The 19,011-nt window shown below is 66.0% G+C and carries 18 protein-coding genes and 1 tRNA gene; 8 read left to right on the forward strand and 11 right to left on the reverse strand.

The features are described from left to right. Positions 1 to 163: 163 nt before the first annotated feature. Positions 164 to 1,105 carry a glutathione synthase gene (gene gshB, locus ASC75_RS24510; RefSeq protein ID WP_055982046.1) on the reverse strand — a complete coding sequence of 314 codons (942 nt, stop codon included), beginning with the start codon at positions 1,103 to 1,105 and terminating at the stop codon, positions 164 to 166. Between the two features lie 294 nt (positions 1,106 to 1,399). Here gshB and ASC75_RS24515 point away from each other — a divergent pair, with 294 nt between their 5' ends. From ASC75_RS24515 to ASC75_RS24540, 6 genes are all read left to right on the forward strand, one after another. Next, on the forward strand, positions 1,400 to 2,743 hold the full coding sequence (locus tag ASC75_RS24515) for an EAL domain-containing protein (protein WP_055982049.1): 1,344 nt from the start codon (positions 1,400 to 1,402) through the stop codon (positions 2,741 to 2,743). A gap of 170 nt (positions 2,744 to 2,913) precedes the next feature. Next, positions 2,914 to 3,681, forward strand: coding sequence for an SDR family oxidoreductase (locus ASC75_RS24520; RefSeq protein ID WP_055982052.1), 768 nt, complete (start codon positions 2,914 to 2,916; stop codon positions 3,679 to 3,681). Further along, positions 3,678 to 4,610 (forward strand): 2-dehydro-3-deoxygalactonokinase, encoded by a 933-nt coding sequence (locus ASC75_RS24525; protein ID WP_082496745.1) that lies wholly within the window; start codon positions 3,678 to 3,680, stop codon positions 4,608 to 4,610. The genes ASC75_RS24520 and ASC75_RS24525 overlap by 4 nt, the downstream gene beginning before the upstream one ends. Before the next feature lie 4 nt (positions 4,611 to 4,614). After that, entirely contained in the window at positions 4,615 to 5,250 is a 636-nt protein-coding gene (locus tag ASC75_RS24530) for a 2-dehydro-3-deoxy-6-phosphogalactonate aldolase (protein ID WP_055982338.1), read from the forward strand. Positions 5,251 to 5,252: 2 nt separating this feature from the next. Next, positions 5,253 to 6,122, forward strand: coding sequence for an SMP-30/gluconolactonase/LRE family protein (locus ASC75_RS24535; protein ID WP_055982057.1), 870 nt, complete (start codon positions 5,253 to 5,255; stop codon positions 6,120 to 6,122). A gap of 201 nt (positions 6,123 to 6,323) precedes the next feature. Then, positions 6,324 to 7,379, forward strand: coding sequence for a D-alanine:D-lactate ligase-like protein (locus ASC75_RS24540; protein WP_055982063.1), 1,056 nt, complete (start codon positions 6,324 to 6,326; stop codon positions 7,377 to 7,379). Between the two features lie 30 nt (positions 7,380 to 7,409). Here ASC75_RS24540 and ASC75_RS24545 read toward each other — a convergent pair whose 3' ends face one another. Further along, a complete protein-coding gene (locus ASC75_RS24545) occupies positions 7,410 to 7,766 on the reverse strand; it encodes a septal ring lytic transglycosylase RlpA family protein (protein ID WP_055982066.1) in 357 nt (118 codons plus the stop codon). A 400-nt stretch (positions 7,767 to 8,166) separates the two neighbouring features. After that, on the reverse strand, positions 8,167 to 10,053 hold the full coding sequence (locus tag ASC75_RS24550; protein WP_055982069.1) for a glycosyltransferase family 2 protein: 1,887 nt from the start codon (positions 10,051 to 10,053) through the stop codon (positions 8,167 to 8,169). A gap of 170 nt (positions 10,054 to 10,223) precedes the next feature. Here ASC75_RS24550 and ASC75_RS24555 point away from each other — a divergent pair, with 170 nt between their 5' ends. After that, on the forward strand, positions 10,224 to 11,198 hold the full coding sequence (locus tag ASC75_RS24555; RefSeq protein ID WP_082496747.1) for a glycosyltransferase family A protein: 975 nt from the start codon (positions 10,224 to 10,226) through the stop codon (positions 11,196 to 11,198). A gap of 176 nt (positions 11,199 to 11,374) precedes the next feature. Further along, the gene (locus ASC75_RS24560; protein WP_055982075.1) at positions 11,375 to 11,749 is read left to right on the forward strand and encodes a hypothetical protein; all 375 of its coding nucleotides are present in this window, start codon (positions 11,375 to 11,377) and stop codon (positions 11,747 to 11,749) included. A gap of 119 nt (positions 11,750 to 11,868) precedes the next feature. Here ASC75_RS24560 and ASC75_RS24565 read toward each other — a convergent pair whose 3' ends face one another. The 8 genes from ASC75_RS24565 to mepA form a co-directional block, all read right to left on the reverse strand. Next, positions 11,869 to 12,357, reverse strand: coding sequence for a YbjN domain-containing protein (locus ASC75_RS24565; protein WP_055982078.1), 489 nt, complete (start codon positions 12,355 to 12,357; stop codon positions 11,869 to 11,871). A gap of 308 nt (positions 12,358 to 12,665) precedes the next feature. Continuing rightward, positions 12,666 to 12,750 (reverse strand) — tRNA-Leu (locus ASC75_RS24570). Between the two features lie 182 nt (positions 12,751 to 12,932). Next, complete coding sequence (locus ASC75_RS24575) at positions 12,933 to 13,550, reverse strand: 2,3-bisphosphoglycerate-dependent phosphoglycerate mutase (protein ID WP_055982081.1); 618 nt, start codon at positions 13,548 to 13,550, stop codon at positions 12,933 to 12,935. Positions 13,551 to 13,585: 35 nt separating this feature from the next. Continuing rightward, positions 13,586 to 14,395, reverse strand: coding sequence for a 4-hydroxy-tetrahydrodipicolinate reductase (dapB, locus tag ASC75_RS24580; RefSeq protein ID WP_055982083.1), 810 nt, complete (start codon positions 14,393 to 14,395; stop codon positions 13,586 to 13,588). Beyond that, positions 14,392 to 16,233 carry an ABC transporter ATP-binding protein gene (locus tag ASC75_RS24585; protein WP_055982086.1) on the reverse strand — a complete coding sequence of 614 codons (1,842 nt, stop codon included), beginning with the start codon at positions 16,231 to 16,233 and terminating at the stop codon, positions 14,392 to 14,394. The genes dapB and ASC75_RS24585 overlap by 4 nt, the downstream gene beginning before the upstream one ends. 96 nt (positions 16,234 to 16,329) lie before the next feature. Next, a complete protein-coding gene (locus ASC75_RS24590; protein WP_055982089.1) occupies positions 16,330 to 17,352 on the reverse strand; it encodes a glucokinase in 1,023 nt (340 codons plus the stop codon). A gap of 26 nt (positions 17,353 to 17,378) precedes the next feature. Then, on the reverse strand, positions 17,379 to 17,762 hold the full coding sequence (locus ASC75_RS24595) for a methylglyoxal synthase (RefSeq protein ID WP_055982092.1): 384 nt from the start codon (positions 17,760 to 17,762) through the stop codon (positions 17,379 to 17,381). Between the two features lie 105 nt (positions 17,763 to 17,867). Beyond that, a complete protein-coding gene (gene mepA / locus ASC75_RS24600) occupies positions 17,868 to 18,968 on the reverse strand; it encodes a penicillin-insensitive murein endopeptidase (RefSeq protein ID WP_055982094.1) in 1,101 nt (366 codons plus the stop codon). Between the last annotated feature and the right edge of the window lie 43 nt (positions 18,969 to 19,011).

Here is a 19,011-nt window from a genome sequence, read left to right on the forward strand (position 1 = left end):
AGCAAGCTGTGGGTGGGTGATGGCACATATATAGCTATTGACCGCCAAAAGTCAACGTGATACCGCCGAACGAGCGGTATCACGCAGTGCCGATTCGTCTCCAAGAATATACAGAAGTATCAGTGACTTCGCTTCACGTTTGAGTAGCAAGCCAGCGGGTCGCTCAGGCCCGCTTCTTCTCCACTGCGTCCCAGAACAGTGCGGCGATGTCGGCGCCGCCGAACTTCTTGACCTCGCGGATGCCGGTCGGCGAGGTCACGTTGATTTCGGTCATGTAGTCGCCGATGACGTCGATGCCGACGAGGATGAAGCCGCGTTCGCGCAGCGACGGGCCGATGCGGGCGCAGATTTCGCGTTCGCGGGTGGTGAGTTCGGTCTTCTCGGCGCGGCCGCCGGCATGCATGTTGGAGCGGGCGTCATGCTCGGCCGGCACCCGGTTGATGGCGCCGGCGGGTTCGCCGTCGATCAGGATGATGCGCTTGTCGCCCTTGCGCACGTCCTTGAGGTAGCGCTGGACGATGTAGGGCTCACGGAACATCTGGCCGAACATTTCGAGCAGCGACGACAGGTTCCTGTCGGCCTCGTGCAGGTGGAAGATGCCGGCGCCGCCATTGCCGTAGAGCGGCTTGACGATGATGTCGCCGAACTCCTTGCGGAAGGCGGTCACTTCTGCCGGGTCCTTGGTGATCAGCGTTTCCGGCATCAGGTCGGCGAATTCGGTGACGAAAATCTTTTCAGGGCTGTTGCGCACCCAGGCCGGGTCGTTGACGACCAGCGTCTTCGGATGGATGCGTTCGAGGATGTGGGTGGTGGTGATGTAGTTCATGTCGAAGGGCGGATCCTGGCGCAACAGGATCACGTCCATCTCCGACAGGTCGGTGCGGATGGGCTCGCCGAGGGTGAAATGGTCGCCCTTGACGTCGCGCACTTCCAGCGTCTCGATGCGGGCGAAGACCTTGCCGTCGCGCATCGACAGCCGGTCGGGCGTGTAGTGGTAGAGCTCGTGGCCGCGGCGCTGGGCCTCCAGCGACAGCGCGAACGACGTGTCGCCGGCGATGTTGACGGTGGAGATATGGTCCATCTGGACGGCGATCTTGAGCGGCATGGAGGTCTCCGGCGCGGCTGGTCGATGGTGATGGCGCGGACAAGCGGAACCGGCCGCACGCCTGGGTGACGAGGATGTAGCAATTTGGCCGCCTTATGCAATGGCAGGACAACGTCTTGGCGCTGCGCAATCGCCTGACGCGGCTTTGCAGGCGTACCGCGAAGCGCCGACGAACCGGGGCCAGGGGCAGGGATTGAAACCGGTTTCGTAAATGACGGATTGAATACAATTCCTAAACGCTTTGCTGCCAGTGTCCTGCAACGATTGCAATCAATGGAAGAACAGAGACCAGGCATGTCACTCGGCGCGAGCTTTTCGGACAGGGACACGGCGGATCTGGCCTTCACCGACGCCTTGACCGGGCTCGGCAACCAGCGCCGGTTCTTCGACAAGGTCGAACGGCTGATCGACGACCGCGCCGAGGACCCGGCACCGTTCACCGTCGGCATCCTCGATCTCGACGGCTTCAAGCCGATCAACGACCTGTTCGGCCATCGGGCTGGCGACGATATCCTGATCCAGGTGGCGATGCGCCTGCGTGCCGCCTGCGACGGCTATTCGGCCGTGGCGCGCATCGGCGCCGACGAATTCGCCTTCCTCTATCCGCTGGTGTTCTCCGAGGATGCGGCGGCCGAAAAGGCCCGTATGCTGATCGAGATCCTGTCGGCGCCCTACGATGTCGGCGAGCGCACCGCGCGCCTCTCGGCCTCGGTCGGCTGCTCGCTGTTCCATTCCAGCGACGACACCACCGAGACACTGGTGCGCAAGGCCGAGACCGCGCTCTACCACGCCAAGCGCTCGGGCCGCGGCCGCGTCGTCGTCTACACCCGCGAGATGGAGGAGGCGGCCAAGCGCGTCACCCGCATCGAGCAGGCGCTGCGCCGCGCCGTCGCCGCCGGCGAGGTCGCGCCGCATTTCCAGCCGATCGTCGACCTCAACAGCCGCCGCACCATCGGTTTCGAGGCGCTGGCCCGCTGGACCGACCGCGATCTCGGCCCGGTGTCGCCGGCCGTGTTCATTCCCATCGCCGAGGAACGCGGCATCATCGGCCCGCTGTCGCAGCTGGTGCTGCGCAAGGCGGCGGAAGCGGCGCGCAGCTGGCCGCAGGACATGTTCCTGTCGTTCAACCTGTCGCCGTCGCAGCTCGTCGACCAGAACACCGGCCTGCACATCCTGTCGATCCTCGAACGCACCGGCTTCGACCCGCGCCGCCTCGAGATCGAGATCACCGAAACCGGCCTGATGACCGATCCGGCTTCGGCCGAAAAGATCGTCGAGGACCTGCGCCGCGTCGGCATCCGCGTGTCGCTCGACGATTTCGGCACCGGCCAGTCGTCGCTCGGCCGCCTGCGCGAATTCCGCTTCGACAAGCTCAAGATCGACCGCGCCTTCGTCGCCTCGATCCTCGAGGACCGGCCGTCCGAGCACATCATCCGCGCCATCCTGGCGATGTGCGAGGGCCTCGGCATGGATGTCGTTGCCGAAGGCATCGAGATGGAAGCCCAGGCCGAGCGGCTGGTGCAGTTCGGCTGTGCCGGCGGGCAGGGCTATCTGTTCGGCCGCCCGGCCGATGCCGACGCGACGCTCGGCTATCTCCGCGAGGCCCATCGCGGCGCGGCCTACGCACGGGCGATCTGAGCAAGGGCAGGGGCTTCGGCGCCCGCTCTGCCGCTCCCGGTTGCAACGTTTCATCGCTTCTTCAATCGTTTGAAAAAGACGTCTCCGGCGGCCGAAAAGCGTTTCCGCTTTGCAGGTCGATGGGCTAATACAGGCGCGCTGCGCGGCCAGCCTTGCCCGGGGGAAAGATCATGATGCCATCGGCACGATTTCCTGATCTCGAAGGTCAGTCGGTGCTCATCACCGGCGGCGGCAGCGGCATTGGCGCCGCGCTGACCGAGGCCTTCGCCCGCCAGGGCGCCAAGGTCGCCTTCATCGACATCGCCCTGAAGCCGAGCCAGGACCTGTGCGACGAGATCGAGCAGGCGACGGGCAACCGGCCGCTCTATCTGCGCGCCGACCTCACCGACATCGCCGAGCTGCGCCGGGCCGTCGGCCGCGCGGAGGAGGAGCATGGGCCGGTGACGGTGCTGGTCAACAACGCCGCCAACGACGTGCGCCACGAGGTGGCGGACGTCACGCCGGAAAGCTGGGACGACAACCAGGCGGTCAACCTCAGGCCGCACTTCTTCACCATCCAGGCGGTGGCGCCGGGCATGGTCAAGGCCGGCGGCGGCTCGATCGTCAATTTCAGCTCGACCTCCTACATGCTCAACATCGGCGCCATGCCGGCCTATACCGCGGCAAAGGCCGCGATCGTCGGCCTGACCAAGGGCCTTGCCGGCCGCTACGGCCCCGACAACATCAGGGTCAATGCGGTGGCGCCGGGCTGGGTCATCACCGAGCGGCAGCGCGAATTGTGGGTCAGCGAGAAGGCGCTCGATGCGCACATATCGCGGCAGTGCATCAAGCGCACGATGCTGCCCGAAGACATGGTGGGCACCGTGCTGTTCCTGGCGTCGGACGCATCGAGGATGCTGACGGCGCAAACGCTGATCGTCGATGGAGGTATCCTGTGAGTCCGAAGCCAACAATCGCCGCCGTCGACTGGGGCACCACGCGGATGCGCGTCTGGCTGCTCGACGCGACGGGCGCTGTCGTCGACGAGCGCCGCAGCGACGAAGGCTTGCTCACCGCCCAGCACAAGGGTTTTGCGCCGGTCCTCGACGGTCATCTCGCCAGCATGGGGGCGCCCGCCGACCTGCCGGCCATCGTCTGCGGCATGGCCGGCGCCCGTCAGGGCTGGATCGAGGCGCCCTATGTCGAGGTGCCGGCGTCGCTCGGCGACATCCTGGGCGCCGCGGTGCCGGTCCCCGGTGCCGGCCGTGACGTGCGCATCGTGCCGGGGCTTGCCCAGCGCAAGGAAGGCGCGCCCGACGTGATGCGCGGCGAGGAGACCCAGCTGGCCGGCGTCGCCGCCGAGGTCGGCTCCGGCAGCCATCTCGTCTGCATGCCCGGCACCCACTGCAAATGGGTCGGCGTCGACGACGGCACCGTCGCCGGCTTCGGCACCTGGCCGACCGGCGAGATGTTTTCGGTCTTTGCCCAGCATTCGATCCTGCGCCACTCGCTCGGCGAGAAGCCGGCACCGGTGGCGCCCGACAATGCCGTCTTCCGGGACTGGTGCAATGAGGCGCTGAGCGATGGCGATATCGGCGCCCGCCTGTTCGGTATCCGCGCTGCCGGCCTGTTGTCCGGCCTCGGACAGGCCGATGCCGCAGCCGCCCTGTCGGGCCTACTGATCGGCGCCGAGATCGCCTCGGCGACGCGCCGCTTCGGCAAGCGCGAAACGCCGGTGGTGCTCGTCGGTTCGGGACCGCTCGGCGCGCTTTATGCCGAGGCGCTGACGCTCGGCGGGCTGGCGGTGCGCATCGCCGATGCCGACAAGGCGGTGCTTTCGGGACTGGTGGCCGCGGCGCGGCGCAATGGAATGCTTGCTGAGGGATGACGACATGACTGTAACGGCTCCATTTCCGGAACTTGGCCGCGGCCTCGTCGCCATCCTGCGCGGCCTGAAACCCGAGGAGGCGCTCGACGTCGGCCGCGCCGTCTTCGACGCCGGCATCGAGGCGATCGAGGTGCCGCTCAATTCGCCCGATCCGTTCCGTTCCATCGAGATGTTGGCCAAGGCGCTGCCCACGGCGCTGGTCGGCGGCGGCACGGTGGTGTGGGCCAAGGATGTCGACCGGCTCCACGACGCCGGCGGGCGCCTGCTGGTCAGTCCCAACATCGATGCCGAGGTGATGGGCCGCGCCGGCGTGCACAAGATGGTGACGATGCCAGGCGTCTTTACGCCGACCGACGCTTTCCTCGCCCTCAAGCTCGGCGCTTCGGCGCTGAAGTTCTTCCCCGCAAGCGTGCTCGGAACGGGTGGCATTTCGGCCATTCGCGCCGTGCTGCCCAAGGAGACGCAGGTTGGCGTCGTCGGCGGCGTTTCGGAAGCCGATTTCGACGCCTATGCCAAGGTCGGCGTGCAACTGTTCGGCCTCGGCTCGAGCCTCTACAAGCCGGGCATGGCCGCAGCCGAAGTCGGCGAGCGCGCCCGTGCCGCCGTCGCCGGCTGGGACGCCATCGGCAAGGGAGCCTGACCATGGCCGCCGTGATCCTGTCCGACGAAGCCTGCAGCCTGGGCGAGGGGCCGACCTACGATCCGGCCACCGACACGCTCTATTGGTTCGATATTCTGGCCAGCCGGATGCTGGAAAGGAAGCTGTCGGGCGGAGCGACGCGCACCCATCAGCTTGGCGAGATGGCGAGTGCCATCGCCACGATCGACGGCGAGCGCCAACTGCTGTTGACCGAGACCGGGCTCCATATCCGCGACGCCGCGACCGGCAAGCTGACGCCGCACATGTCGGTGGAGGCCGCCAACACCGGCACGCGCTCCAACGATGCCCGCGTGCACCCTTGCGGTGCGCTGTGGTTCGGCACCATGGGCAAGAACGCAGAGGCCGGCGCGGGCGCCATCTACTGGTATTTCCGCGGCGAGCTCCGGCTGCTGTTTCCCGCGATCAGCATTCCCAACTCGATCTGCTTCAGTGCCGACGGCAAGACCGCCTATTACGTCGATACCGCCGTCAACCTGCTCTACCGACTCGACTGCGATGCCGACACTGGCCTGCCGATCGGCGAGCCGAAGCTGTTCGTCGACCGCCGCGGCGACAAGGGCGGCATCGACGGCTCGGTGGTCGACCGCGACGGCGTGCTGTGGAATGCCTGCTGGGGCGGCGGTCGCCTCGACGCCTATGCGCCCGATGGCAGCCTGCTGCGCAGCCTGCCGGTGCCGGCAGGCCAGGCCACCTGCCCGGCCTTTGTCGGCGCCGCGGCGGACCGCCTGGCGGTGACGAGTGCGACTGAAGGTTTGAGCGCCGAGGCACTGCGGGCCGACCCGCATGCCGGCAAGACCTTCCTGCTCGACGTCGTCGTCAATGGGCGGCACGAGCCGAACGTCCTGATCTGAGGGTCTGTTTGCAAACTCTACCCTGCCGGTCTCGGCAGGCGAGTTATCAAACGGGCCCTGCGCTTTCGTGGCTCGCGCTCCGCCTGTCGCCCGAGCGGTGGCAACAGGTCGGTTTTCCGGCATGACGGGTGGATCGGGGATGCCATTGTCGGCTGATGGCGCTGCACCCTTGCGTCGCCACGACAGCTGGAAGCGTGCCCGATGACTGGACAAGGCCCGACGCTCGTTCTCGTCCACGAACCGGAGCGCGCCTGCTTCGACCGGCTGCTGGCCGACGGGTTTTCGGCCCAGGCGGCGACGGAGATTTCGTCCTATCTGGCGCAGTCGACCGACCTGGCGCCGGAGTTCGATGCGCTCGCCGGAGCCTGCGCGACGCGTGGCCTCGGTTTTCGTGCCGTCGAGCTCGACGACGTTGCCGAGGTCCTGGCGGCATGCGACCGCCGCAGCAGCCTGGTGTGGACGCTGACCGACGGCATCGCCTATTTCCGCGGTGGCGCGGCCCCGGCGCTGGCAAGGCTGAATGGCCTGCGAACCATCGGCGCCGACGACAGCCTGTTTGCACTATGCCAGGACAAGTTCAGGGCAGGCGCGGTTCTTGCCGCGCTCGACCTGCCCGTGCCGCAGGCAGGCCTTGTGCGCGGCGGCACCTGGCTGGTCGAACCGCCGGCGTCTTCGACCGGCTATTTCGTCAAGCCGAACCGGCTCGGCGCCAAGATCGGCATCTGGTCGGATTCGCGCATCCGCGTTACGGACCAAGCGCTGGCGCTCGGGCGCAGGGTGTTCGATGCCTATCGCGACGATGTCGTCGTCCAGCCCTATGTCGCCGGGCGCAACGTGCGCGCCAGCTTTCTGGCCATCGATCCCGATGCCGGGCCCGAGGCGCTGGGCATCGTCTTTGTCGATTCAGGCGGCGACTTCCAGACCATGGCAGACAGCATGGCGCTGTACGGCGACACCGGCACCGCGACCAGGGCCGCCGGGCGCTACAGCGAGCCGGAACTCGTTCATGTCGATGCGGTGCAGCCGCTCGCTGCCGAAAAGATCAGGCGGATCGCGGCGCGGCTGATGGCCGGACTCGGCCTGCGCGATGTCTTTTCGCTCGATTTCCGCGTCGAGGCCGACGACACCGTCCACCTCATCGAGTTCGAGGTTTGCCCCGGGCTGCCATGCTTCGATTTCCGGGCCTATTGCCGGGCCGAATGGCACCTCGGCCTCGTCGAGGCGATGGCCGAGACGGCGGCGCGGCGTATCGGCTAGCTTCGTCGGTGCCGCATCGCCGCGCAGGCGTCAGGTGCGCTGCATGCAGACGGAGGTGTGGCCGGACTTGATGAAGCCGATCTGCTGGGCTGCACCCTTGGACAGGTCGAGCACGCGTCCCTTGATGAACGGGCCGCGGTCGTTGATGCGAACCACCACGCTCTTGCCGTTCTTCTGGTTGGTCACCCGGATCTTGGTGCCGAAGGGAAGCGAGCGGTGCGCTGCGGTCATGGCCGATGGATTCATGCGTTCGCCCGAAGCGGTCTTCGAGGTCAGCGCGTACCAGGAAGCCTTGCCGCACTGGGCCGAGGCGGTACTGGTGAAAGCAATCATCATGCCGGCGGCAAGGGTGGCCGCCGCGATCGCGGGCTTGGCGCTCTTCTTCATCTTCTGGTTAATGCTCCGTTGATGCACACACGGAGCGGTTTCACCTCAAATGTGGCAGCGAATGGGGCAAGCTTCGGGCGGTTCCGTGGCGGCCGCACACGTTTGGAGTCTCAAGGTAACAGTTTGTCAGCCAGATTCCGTGATTCTGTAAGGAATTTATTCACAAAATTCGACCTCTTGCCGAGGTGAGCCTCAGATGTCCGTGAATCACGGTGCATGTAACGTGCAGCGATTATTACTTGTGTATACTTTGCCATGCGCCGATCACCGAAGGAAATATCGGTAACGTCCAGAAAATGGTTCGGTTGAATCAATAAGCATTGCCCTGGCGGCGGCACCGCCAAAACGGGCGGTTTGCCCCATGTTGCGGAAACCGGTTCCGGCGGGTGTCGACCGTGATCTATGTCGTGCGCCGTGCCTCGTCTTTGCCGCGCATCGCCCGGATGCCCCGCCGCAGGAAAGAGCCCCATCCGCCCGACATGCCAGGCACCGCATGGAAGAATTCCGGGTCGGAGAACAGGCTGGGGTCGTATTCGACCGTCTCAAGTGTTTCGAGCTTTTCCCAGGCCGTAGACCGGTCGCCGGCGACGAGCGTGCGCAGATTGGCGGTCGTCTTGCGGTCGTGGACAAAGGACAATCCCGCATGCTCGGCCATGCGCCGGCGCTCCTCGGCATCGAAGAGCTTGACCAGCTTGTAATGGCGCATCGGCAGCAGCAGCGGGCCGCGCCAGTCGTCGGGCTGGACGTTCGGCTGGTCGGAGTAGCCGAGATCGTGGAAGCCGTGATGGATCCTGATATCCTGGCGGTACTTCACCAGCGGTACCTTGCGCAGCACGTCGACCGTGCCGGCGATGCGGTAGCGCGCATCGATGCAATAGCTGGCGCGCCATCGGTCGCCGAAGGCCCAGCGAACCGACTTGTTGCAGCGGTAGGCGGTGCTGTCGCCCTTGCCATCGAGCAGATGGCGATCGAACGCGCGCAGGAAGGATGCTTGCGCCGGGCCGCTCGACAGCTCCAATGCTGCCGGCAACATGTCGACGAGCATTCCCGGCAGCCAGGACCGGCCGGCGGCTGACGCCGCCATGGTCACGTCCGCCATGATGGTGCCGAGCGCAGGCGGAACGTCGACGAATTCGTCGGCATCGACGGTCAGCGCCCATCGACCTTCAGGCAGCACGGCCTTCATCGCGGCCATCAGCCAGGCGCTCTTGCAGGTTCGGTAGTGGCCAACCCTGGGCGTCAGCGTCAGGACATCGCGATAGGGCAGGGTCTCGGCCACCGGCACGGCCGAGTGGTCGTCGATGATGTAGAACGGTCCGCAGCCGATGCCGCGGTAATGCCTGTACCACTCCTCCAGCACGAAGGTGTCGTCCTTGACGCAGGCGAAGACCGGCACCTTGCCGTCGACGAGTTGCGGAAGCGGCCGGCCCGGTTCGCCGAAAAAGCACTGCAGCGTCTCTGCCGGTCCCTGTGCGGCTATGGCATCGCGCACCGCCTGCATGGCTTCGGCGAAATAGCGCTCCTTGCTGTCGGCCTTGCCGGCATTCTTGGCGAAGCTCGATGCGCGGTTGAAGCGCTGCATGGCGCCGAGAAGGCCACAGTCATCGGCATAACCCTTGTTCCTCGGGTTGAGCGGCTTGGTGGCGCGCAGGTCGTCGACAACCAGGTTCTTCACCGCCATGCCTTCGCCGTGCAGGAATCCTGCCGTGGCCTTCGACTTCTGCAGCGCGCCGCCCGGGAGGTGCGAGACGTAGGTGAGATCGGGGTCGGCCCTGAGCGCGGAAAGGATCAGGTCGATCTCGTCGAACTGGCGCGGCAAGGCCCGCTCGTCATACCCGACGGATCGATAGAGATTTGCCGGCAGCGTGACCCTGCCGCAGGTTCCGTCGCCCCAGTGGCCGCTGAAATGATGGATCAGCATCTTGCCGCCATGCTCGGCATGCAGGTCGAGGATCTGCCGTGTCTCGTGCGGCGACACGAAATTGTCGGCGTCGAGGCTGGAATAGATCGCGCCCTCGAGATGGTCGCGGAACACGTTTTTTGCCCGGCCGAAATGCCATGGATCCAGGTGGCCGGCGCGCCTCGGCTTGAGGTATCCGGACGCGATGTCCGCGGCAAAGCTCTCGCGCATCCAGCGGTCCAGCTCATCGTCCCGGTCGAAACTGACGACGACGAACTCCACCAGCGTCTGGAACGGGCGGTTCTGGTCGAGATTTGTCCGCAGGGTCAGCCTGAGGTCATCCGCCCGGTCCTGAACCGGGATGCAGTACGACAGGATCGGTCTCATTGAAAAACTCACGCGCTTGCTTCGGCCGCTCGGGGCCGGTTCGATTCTGCGGTTGTATCGCATAAAAATTTCTACTTGCAATAGGTGTTCAATTGTGGGAAACGGAGCCGCCCCCGCACTTGAGACCTGTTGCCGCTGCCCTGGCGACGCAAACCTGCGGAGCAAGGGCAATGTCCTCGAAATCGATGCCGCGTCTGCGGCTGTGCGTTGCTGCGATCACGCGGCAGCGGCCGATCATGCTCGGCGAGCTTCTCGCCTCATGGACCGCCTGCGAGATGCCACCGTTCACCGATGTCAGCTTCATCGTGGTCGAGAATTCCGCGCAGCCCGATTGTCGCGACATCGTGCTTGGCGCGGCCAAGGGTCTGGAACTCGACTATCGTCTCGAGCCCTGCATCGGCATTCCTTTCGCGCGCAATCGCGCGGTCGAGCATGCGCTGGAATCCGGGGCCGATCTTGTCGCCTTCGTCGATGACGACGAACGCGTCGCCGCGGATTGGCTCGTCGAGCTCGTCGCCGAGTATCGCCGCAGCCGGGCGCTGCTGATCGGCGGTCCGGTGGAGGCGCAGCCGCCGGCGGTTCCGCTGTCGCGGTGGCGCAGGGCGATCTTGCGCGGGGTGCAGCAGCGGTTCCGCCACAAGGCAGCCGTGGCCCGGCGCCAGAGCGCGGCGGGCAGGCCGGAGCGGATCACCATCGTCACCAACAACTGGCTCGCGCAGCGCGATCTGTTCGTGGTCCACCGGCTGCGGTTCGACGAGCGCGATCCGATGTCGGGTGGCAGCGACTCGGCATTCGATCACGAGGTCACGCGCCGTGGACTGGCCAAAGCATGGGCCGACCGGGCCATGGTGTACGAGACGATGCCGCCGTCGCGCCTGACCTTTTCCTACCAGTTCAGGCGCGCCCGCGATCAATCCCTGGCGTCGTTCACCCGCAAGGGAAGGGGCGGCGACCGCAGGGCCGCGTCGATTGCGGTGCTGCTCGCCTTCCGGCTGCTTGCCACAGCCGTCACCGCGCTTACGGTGCCGGTCCGCGGCGGTCCTGGCGTGCTTGCCCTTGCGCGTGCGTCGGGTTGGTCGGCAGGCCGGATACTCGGCCTGCTCGGCTCGCGCTCACGGCTCTATGCGGAGGTCACCGGCGAGTAGCCCGGTAGCGTTGGTGTGATCGTCCGCCGCAACCGGATCCATTGAACTTGTTGCTCTTTTTTGAGATAATGGCGCCAGTGCGAAGAACGCCCGACTGAGGAGTTCGACAGCCACGCACTTGGTCCTCACGGGCGTTTGAGCAGAGAACTCAAATGTAGCCTGAGAGGATTTTGATCATGGCAACGCTCAACGTAATGGGTCCCCTGGGACTGTCGCAACACCGGCGCTGGGAGGACATCGCTTCGATGATCCTCGGCGCCGCGATCATCGTGTCGCCGATGTGGTTCGGCGAAACCGGCATGCCGACCATGATGGCGGTGACGGCGCTCGTCGGCGCCGCGATCGTCGTGCTTTCCGGACTGGAGCAGATCTTCCTGCGGCGCTGGGAGGAAATCCTGGTGCTGTTCTGCGGTGTCTGGATGGTCGTGCAGCCCTTCGTCTTCGAATATGGCGGCGTGCTGCGCAACTGGCATGTCGGCCTCGGCATCGCCGTGGCGGTGCTGGCCGTCCTGGAACTCTGGCAGGACCGCAACCGCAACCTCGAGGCGTGAGCAAGGCGGCCTGGCTGGGGTCCCTCATTCGGCGGGATGGGACCCTTGCCGTAGCCTCACATGCAAAGGGCGCCGACCGGCGCCCTTTGCATGTCTTCGCGCGGCTGACGCCGTGCTGTTCAGCGCCAGCCGATATAGGTGGTGAATTCGGCCATCAGCGTGTCGAAGCGCTCGAGGTTCTGCGACAGGTTGCCGGACGAGACGCCGCCGCCGCAATCGACCAGATAGTCGAAATAGGTGTTGTCCTTTTCGTTGGAGGCACGGCCGGCGACCTTCTTGTTGTTCCAGTCGAGCGCCTTGTCCTGCATCGTCTTGTCGGTCTTGAAACTGCTCTGGAACTGCACGCGCCGGCATTTCTGCGGTTCGCCGTCGCAATTGTAGAAATAGACCCAGAAGTTCATGCCCGAGGCCTTGGAATCGATGACCGGCAGGTTGTCGCTGTCGGTGCCGACCTTGGCCTGGTATCCGGCCTTGGTCATGATGTCCTGGAATTCCGCGACGGTCACGCCTTCGACCACGGTCGGCGCGGCCTGCGGTTTGTCTTCGGCCCTGGCTGCAGTACCGGCAGCGAGGGCCAGGGCACCGGCGAAAAGGGCAAAGCGCAGCATCGGCGTGCTCCTCAAGAGGTTGTGCGAAAAATATTAGCGCAACCTGATATTACCACCGGCATGGGGCCTGCCGGAAGCCGGCCTTTCGGTCGATGATGAAGGGTGTGGCAGGCGCCAAGCGAGGACGAATTGAAGTTGTCGTCGGGGTCAATCGAATTGCGACGCGAACCTCGGGGGAACGGCGCAGATCGAGGTGCCGGTCGCCAGGAATCAAGCATTCCGCAGAAACGAAAAAGCCCGGCTCGTGAGAGCCGGGCTTTGATGTCCTTGGAATTCAAGGGGTCAAGTCGAGGCTTGACCTTGGAAACTGGTGCCCAGAAGAGGACTCGAACCTCCACGCCTCGCGGCACACGGACCTGAACCGTGCGCGTCTACCAATTCCGCCATCTGGGCTGGTGGGCGCTGATGTAAGCGGGCGAAGCGACTGTGTCAACGCGCATTTTCAGCTTTTGCCGACGAATGCCGCGACAGGACCGATTTGTCGCGTTCCGGCATGCCGCATGACGTTGCGGCATGTCTCGCGGCATAGCCGGCGAAGAGGTTGGGAGCCGCGAATCGGAGGCTCCCGTGGCGGCTCAGGCCAGCACATCCTTCGAAGCGACAGTCGAATCGGCGTTGAGCTTGTAGACGATCGGCACGCCGGTCCCGAGCTCGAGCTTGACGATGTCCGGGCCCGAAATGCCTTCGAGCGCCATGATCAGCGCGCGCAGCGAATTGCCGTGCGCAGCGACCAGCACCGTGCCGCCGGCAAGCACATGCTTCTGCATATCGTGCATGTAATAGGGCCAGACGCGGGCGCCGGTGTCCTTCAGGCTCTCGCCGCCGGGCGGCGGGGTATCGTAGGAGCGGCGCCAGATATGGACCTGCTCCTCGCCCCACTTTGCGCGGGCGTCGTCCTTGTTGAGGCCGTTGAGGTCGCCATAGTCGCGCTCGTTGAGCGCTGCATTGCGAATGGTCTTGAGGTCGCTCTGGCCGAGCGCGTCGAGGATGTGCTGGCAGGTGGTCTGGGCGCGCGACAGCGCCGAGGTGAAGGCGATGTCGAACTTCAGTCCGCGCGCCTTGAGCTTCTCGCCGGCGGCCTTGGCCTCGGCGTGGCCCTGCTCGGTCAGGCCGGGATCGCGCCAGCCGGTGAACAGGTTCTTCAGGTTCCATTCGCTCTGGCCGTGGCGGACGAGCACGAGAGTACCGGACATTTTAGCTCCCTTGTGGGTGAGGACGGTGGATTGATCTAGAGGCCGAGCACGTCGCGCATCGAATAAAGGCCGGGCTTGCGGCCATGCGCCCACAGCGCCGCCTTGACCGCGCCGCGGGCGAAGATCGTGCGATCCTCGGCCTGATGCGACAGGGTGATGCGTTCGCCGGTGCCGGCGAGGATGACGGAATGGTCGCCGACCACCGAGCCGCCGCGCAGCGTGGCGAAGCCGATGGTGCCCGCCTCGCGCACGCCGGTGTGGCCGTCACGGACGCGGACGCTCCTGTCTGCCAGCGCGATCTTGCGGCCTTCGGCTGCCGCCTCGCCGAGCAGCAGGGCGGTGCCCGACGGCGCGTCGACCTTGTGGCGGTGGTGCATTTCCAGCACCTCGATGTCGAAGTCGCTGGGGCCGAGCGCTTGCGCCGCCTTCTCGACGAGGATGGCGAGCAGGTTGACGCCGAGGCTCATATTGCCCGACTTGACGATGGTGGCATGGCGCGCCGCGGCGGCGATCCTGGCATCGTCCTCGGCCGCGCAGCCGGTGGTGCCGATGACATGGGCGATGCGCGCCTGGGCCGCATAGCCGGCGAATTCGACGGTCGCGGCGGGCGCGGTGAAATCGAGCACGCCGTCGGCCTTGGCGAAGGCCGCAAGCGGGTCGTCGGAAATTGCGACATTGATGGTGCCGATGCCGGCAAGTTCGCCCGCATCCTTGCCGAGATAGGGCGAGCCGCTGCGCTCGATGGCACCGACGACACGGACGCCCTCCATCGTATGGACGGTGCGCAGCAGCACCTGACCCATTCGGCCGGCGGCGCCGACCACAACCAGACCCATGTCGCTCATCGCAAGCTCCCTGCGGCAGCGCCTGCGCGCCGCGCCTCTTCTTTCGTCGTCTCGCCGGTATCGTCCACCAGTCCGAGACTGGCTTCGTCATGCAGGTTGTGGAACCGGGCATAGACGCTGTTGGGGTCGGCCATCAAGCCCGCATGCGTGCCCTGTTCGACCAGCCGGCCCTGCTCGAGCACGACGATATGGTCGGCGCTGACCACGGTCGACAGGCGGTGGGCGATGACGATGGTTGTGCGCCCTTGCGTGGCGGCGGCAAGCGCCTGCTGGACCCGCGCCTCCGACTCGTTGTCGAGCGCCGAGGTCGCTTCGTCGAGCAGGAGGATCGGTGCACTGCGCACGAGGGCACGGGCGATCGAGATGCGCTGGCGCTGGCCGCCCGAAAGCGTTGCGCCGCCTTCGCCGACCGGCGTGTCGTAGCCGTCGGGTTGCTGACGGATGAACTCGTCGGCGAAGGCCTGTTCGGCAGCCAACTGGATCTCGTCGTTCGTGGCGTCGGCGCGGCCATAGCGGATGTTGTCGCGGATCGTGCCTTCGAACAGATAGGGATGCTGCGAGACGTAGGCGATCGACTGGCGCAGCGAGCGCTTGGTGACGTGGGCGATGTCCTGCCCGTCGATTTCGATGCGGCCGCCATCGACGTCGTAGAAGCGCTGCAGCAGTGCGACCAGCGTCGACTTGCCGGCACCCGAGGCGCCGACGATGGCCGTCGTCTTGCCACCCGGAGCAGTAAAGCTCAGATCGTGCAGGACCGGTACGTCCGGCCCGTAGGAGAAGGAGACGGCCTCGAAGCGGATATCGCCCTTGCCGACCTTGATGGCGCCGGCATCGCTCGCGTCTTCCTGGCGCGGTTCGGTGTCGAGGATCTCGTAGATCATGCGGGCGTTGACCAGCGCGCGCTCGAGCCCCACCTGGGTGCGGGCGAGGCGGCGTGCCGGGTCGTAGGCGAGCAGCAGCGCGGTGATGAAGGAAAAGACCGCGCCGGGCGGCTGGGCCCCCATGGTCGAGCGGTAGCCGGCATAGGCGATGACCGCGGCAACGACGACGCCTGCCAGCGTTTCGGAGATCGGCGACAGGCGTTCCGAAACCCGGGCGATCTTGTTGGAGCGCGCCTCGACGTCGTTGACCAGGGTATCCATCTGCTTTGACAGCTGGTCTTCCATGGTGAAGGCCTTGACGATGGCAATGCCCTGGACGGCTTCCTGCACCGCGCCGAACAGCCTCGAATTGACCAGGATGGCGTCGCGGTTGAGCCTGCGCAGCCGCCGCATCAGATGACTGACGAGCAGCACCAGCGGTGGGCCGATCAGGAAGGCGATCATCGACAGCACCGGATCCTGGTAGACCATGACGCCGACCAGCGCGACCAGCGAGACCGCATCGCGGGCGATCGAAGTGACGGTGATGTTGAGCAGGTCGCGCACGCCGCCGACGTTCTGGTTGATCTGCGCGACAAGCTGGGACGACCGCTGGGCCGAGAAGAAGTCCATGCCGAGCTTCATCAGGTGGTCGAAGATGCGGCGCTGGTAGCGGGCGACGAGATTGTTGCCGATCTTGGCGAGTATGACCGCCTGGCCATAGGTGGCGACACCGCGCAGCGCGAAGGACGCGAGGATCGCCAGTGAGATCAGGGCGATGAGGTCGGCGCGCTGGCGGTAGAAGATCTCGTCGATGACGTCGCGCATGATCCAGGCGGTAAAGGCGGTGCTGCCGGCGATGATGAGCAGGAACAGCGCGGCGAGCCCGTATTGCCAGGCGTAGGCGCGGCCATTCTCGGCGGCGACTCGCCGGATCACGCCGACGATCTCGCTGCGCGAGGCCTTGGCCTTTTCCATCTGGGCTGTGGTCAAACAGGTAGTCCTGTCGCTACGCAAAAACTGCGCCCCTCATAGAGCATGACGCCCGCGGGGGAAACCGCCTTTCGGCCGCGGTCAGAGGCGCCAGCGCCGGTCCCCGGTCTCGATGCCGAACAGGGATGGCGTGCGGGCATAGGCGGCGAGGCCGGCAAGGGCTGCGAGCGGATGGGTGATGACATAGACCGGCATCGAGGCCATCAGTTCGCGATGCGGCGCCTTGTCCTCGAAGGCCTCACGGAAATTGCCCCGCTTCAGCGCCGGCACGATCTTCTGGGCGATGCCGCCGGTCAGGAAGACGCCGCCCTTGCTCTTGAACACCAGCGCCAAGTCGCCGGCGGTGCGGCCGAGGCAGGTGACGAACAGTTCCAGCGCCTCCTCGGCGATCGGGTCGGTGCCGGCGAGGGCCGCCGCCGTGACCTGTGCCGGCAGGGTCAGCGTCGGCGTCTTGCCATCGGCGAGGGCGACGGCGCGGTAAGTGTTGACCAGCCCGCGGCCGCACAGGATCTGCTCGCCCGAGATGCGGCCTTCGAGTTTTTCGAGATGCGGGAAGACTTCGAAGTCGCGCGCGGAGCGTGGGCCGATGTCCATGTGTCCGCCTTCGCCGGGGACCGGGATCCAGCGCCCCAGCGCATGGATCAGGCCAGCGACGCCAAGGCCGGTGCCGGGCCCGAGCACGACGCGCCCGGCACCCTCTTCCGGCTCGCCGGGGCCGATCTTTTCCATGTGTCCGTCGCCGAGCGCCACGACCGCAAGCGCCTGGGCCTCGAAATCGTTGAGCACCAGGATGTCGGTGAGCCCGATGGTCGCAAACATCTCCTTGGGCCGCACCACCCATGGGCAATTGGTCAGCGCGATTTCGTCGCCCTCGACCGGGCCGGCGACCGCGAGCACCGCCGAGCGCGGCCGCACCGGCGCGCCGTCGAGCACGGCGAGAATGGCGTCGTCGATATTGGCATAGCTGGCGGTCTGGACGATGCGCGGCTCGCCGGCATCCGTGTCGGCGCTTTCGACGATGGCGAAGCGCGCATTGGTGCCGCCGATGTCGCCGATCAGGATCGGGAACGGGAGAGCCTGCGCCTGGTCGCTCTGATGTGACATTCCCGGTTCCGTCCCTGCGTCGGCGTTCAGCCGTTCTCTTGGTTCTCGAGCATGATCTCGGCCGTCGCCCGGTTCAACGCCATGGGAATGTCGTAGACGATGGCAAGCCGCATCAATGCCTTCACGTCGACGTCATGCGGCATCGGCGTCAGCGGATCAACGAAGAAAATCAACTGGTCGATCCTGCCTTCGCTGATCAGGGCGCCGATCTGCTGGTCGCCGCCGAGCGGTCCGCTCTTCAGCGGCGTCAGGTTGAGGCCCGGACAGGCAGCCAGGATGCGTTGCCCGGTGGTGCCGGTGGCGACGATGTGGCAGGTCTTCAGGAACTCGATGTGATCGCTTGCGAAAGCGACCAGGTCGTCCTTCTTCTCGTCATGGGCGATCAGGGCGAGACGCAATGCAGGTGTCACTCGGGCTCATCCAGAAGAACTAAATCGGTTGAAATCCATAGACCGATTTCCGCCTCTTTGGAAGCGCCAAGGCATCGGCGCCGCGATCGGCCCGCAGTTTCGGCGTTACTGCGTTTTCGGGCGTGGACGCGGCAGCGGAATGTCGACAGAAGGCCGGGGCGCAAAAGCGTTCGCGGCAGCCGGTGTGCCGCCATCGGTGATGATGGGCGTATCCGCGACCTCCGGTTCTTCAGGCGAGGGTGCCGCGACGACCGCGGTCGGTGCGCCGCCCTTGCCATGGTAGGTCACGGCCGCTTCATTGACGGGCGAGGGCGCATCGAGAACAGCGCGGCATTCCTTGGGCAGGCTCGCCATCGTCATGATGTCGCGTGCCTTGGGCTTGGCCGGGCCGGTGGCGGGGCGCCATGGTTCCTCGGTGAACCACCAGGCCAGTGACTTGTCGCAGCCGTCGCCGCGCGGCGTCGGATCCTGCTCCTTGCAGCCCTTCGAACCGGCCTGGCAGCCGATGCGGACGTGGAAATGGTAGTCGTGGCCCCAGAACGGCCGGACCTTGCGCAGCCACGAGCGGTCGCCGGTGACGGTTTCGCAGAGCTTCTTCTTGATGCCCGGATTGACCAGGATGCGCTCGACTTCGGGATAGCTGGCGGCGCGCTCGATCAGGCGCGCATGCGCCGGCGTCCAGCGCTTGTCGATGACCAGGTGGGTCTTCTCGTTGACCATCGAGATCGCGCTCATGTTCTCGCGCTCGGTCGGCGACAGCCTGCGGTCGGGCATCGGCGTCAGCCAGATGTCGGCGTCGAGGCCGATCTGGTGCGAGGCGTGGCCAGTCAGCATCGGGCCGCCGCGCGGCTGCGAGATGTCGCCGATGAGCAGGCCGGGCCAGCCGTCGGCGGTGGCCTCGCGCGACAGCTTTTCGATCAGCGCGATCATCTTGGGATGACCCCAGCGCCGGTTGCGCGACAGGCGCATGGCCTGCCAGGTCGGCCCGTCGGTGGCGATCGCCATCCCACCCGAGAAGCAGCCCTTGGAGTAGAAGCCATAGGAGCGCGCGGCAACCGCCGCCGGCAGCCTCTTGTTGCCGAACAGGTCCTTGGCGAGTTCCGCCGCGCTTGCCGCCTGCATGTCGAGACCGACAAGGCCGAGGGTGGCGATCGCCATGGCGAGCCGCGCCGCCTTGCCCAGAATTCCGCTGAAAAATGCCGTCATGGAGTTTTGTCCTCTCCGCCAGCTTGGGCCGCCACGGTTACTG

The sequence above is a fragment of the Aminobacter sp. DSM 101952 genome (assembly GCF_001424795.1).
GTDB classification, from domain to species: domain Bacteria; phylum Pseudomonadota; class Alphaproteobacteria; order Rhizobiales; family Rhizobiaceae; genus Aminobacter; species Aminobacter aganoensis.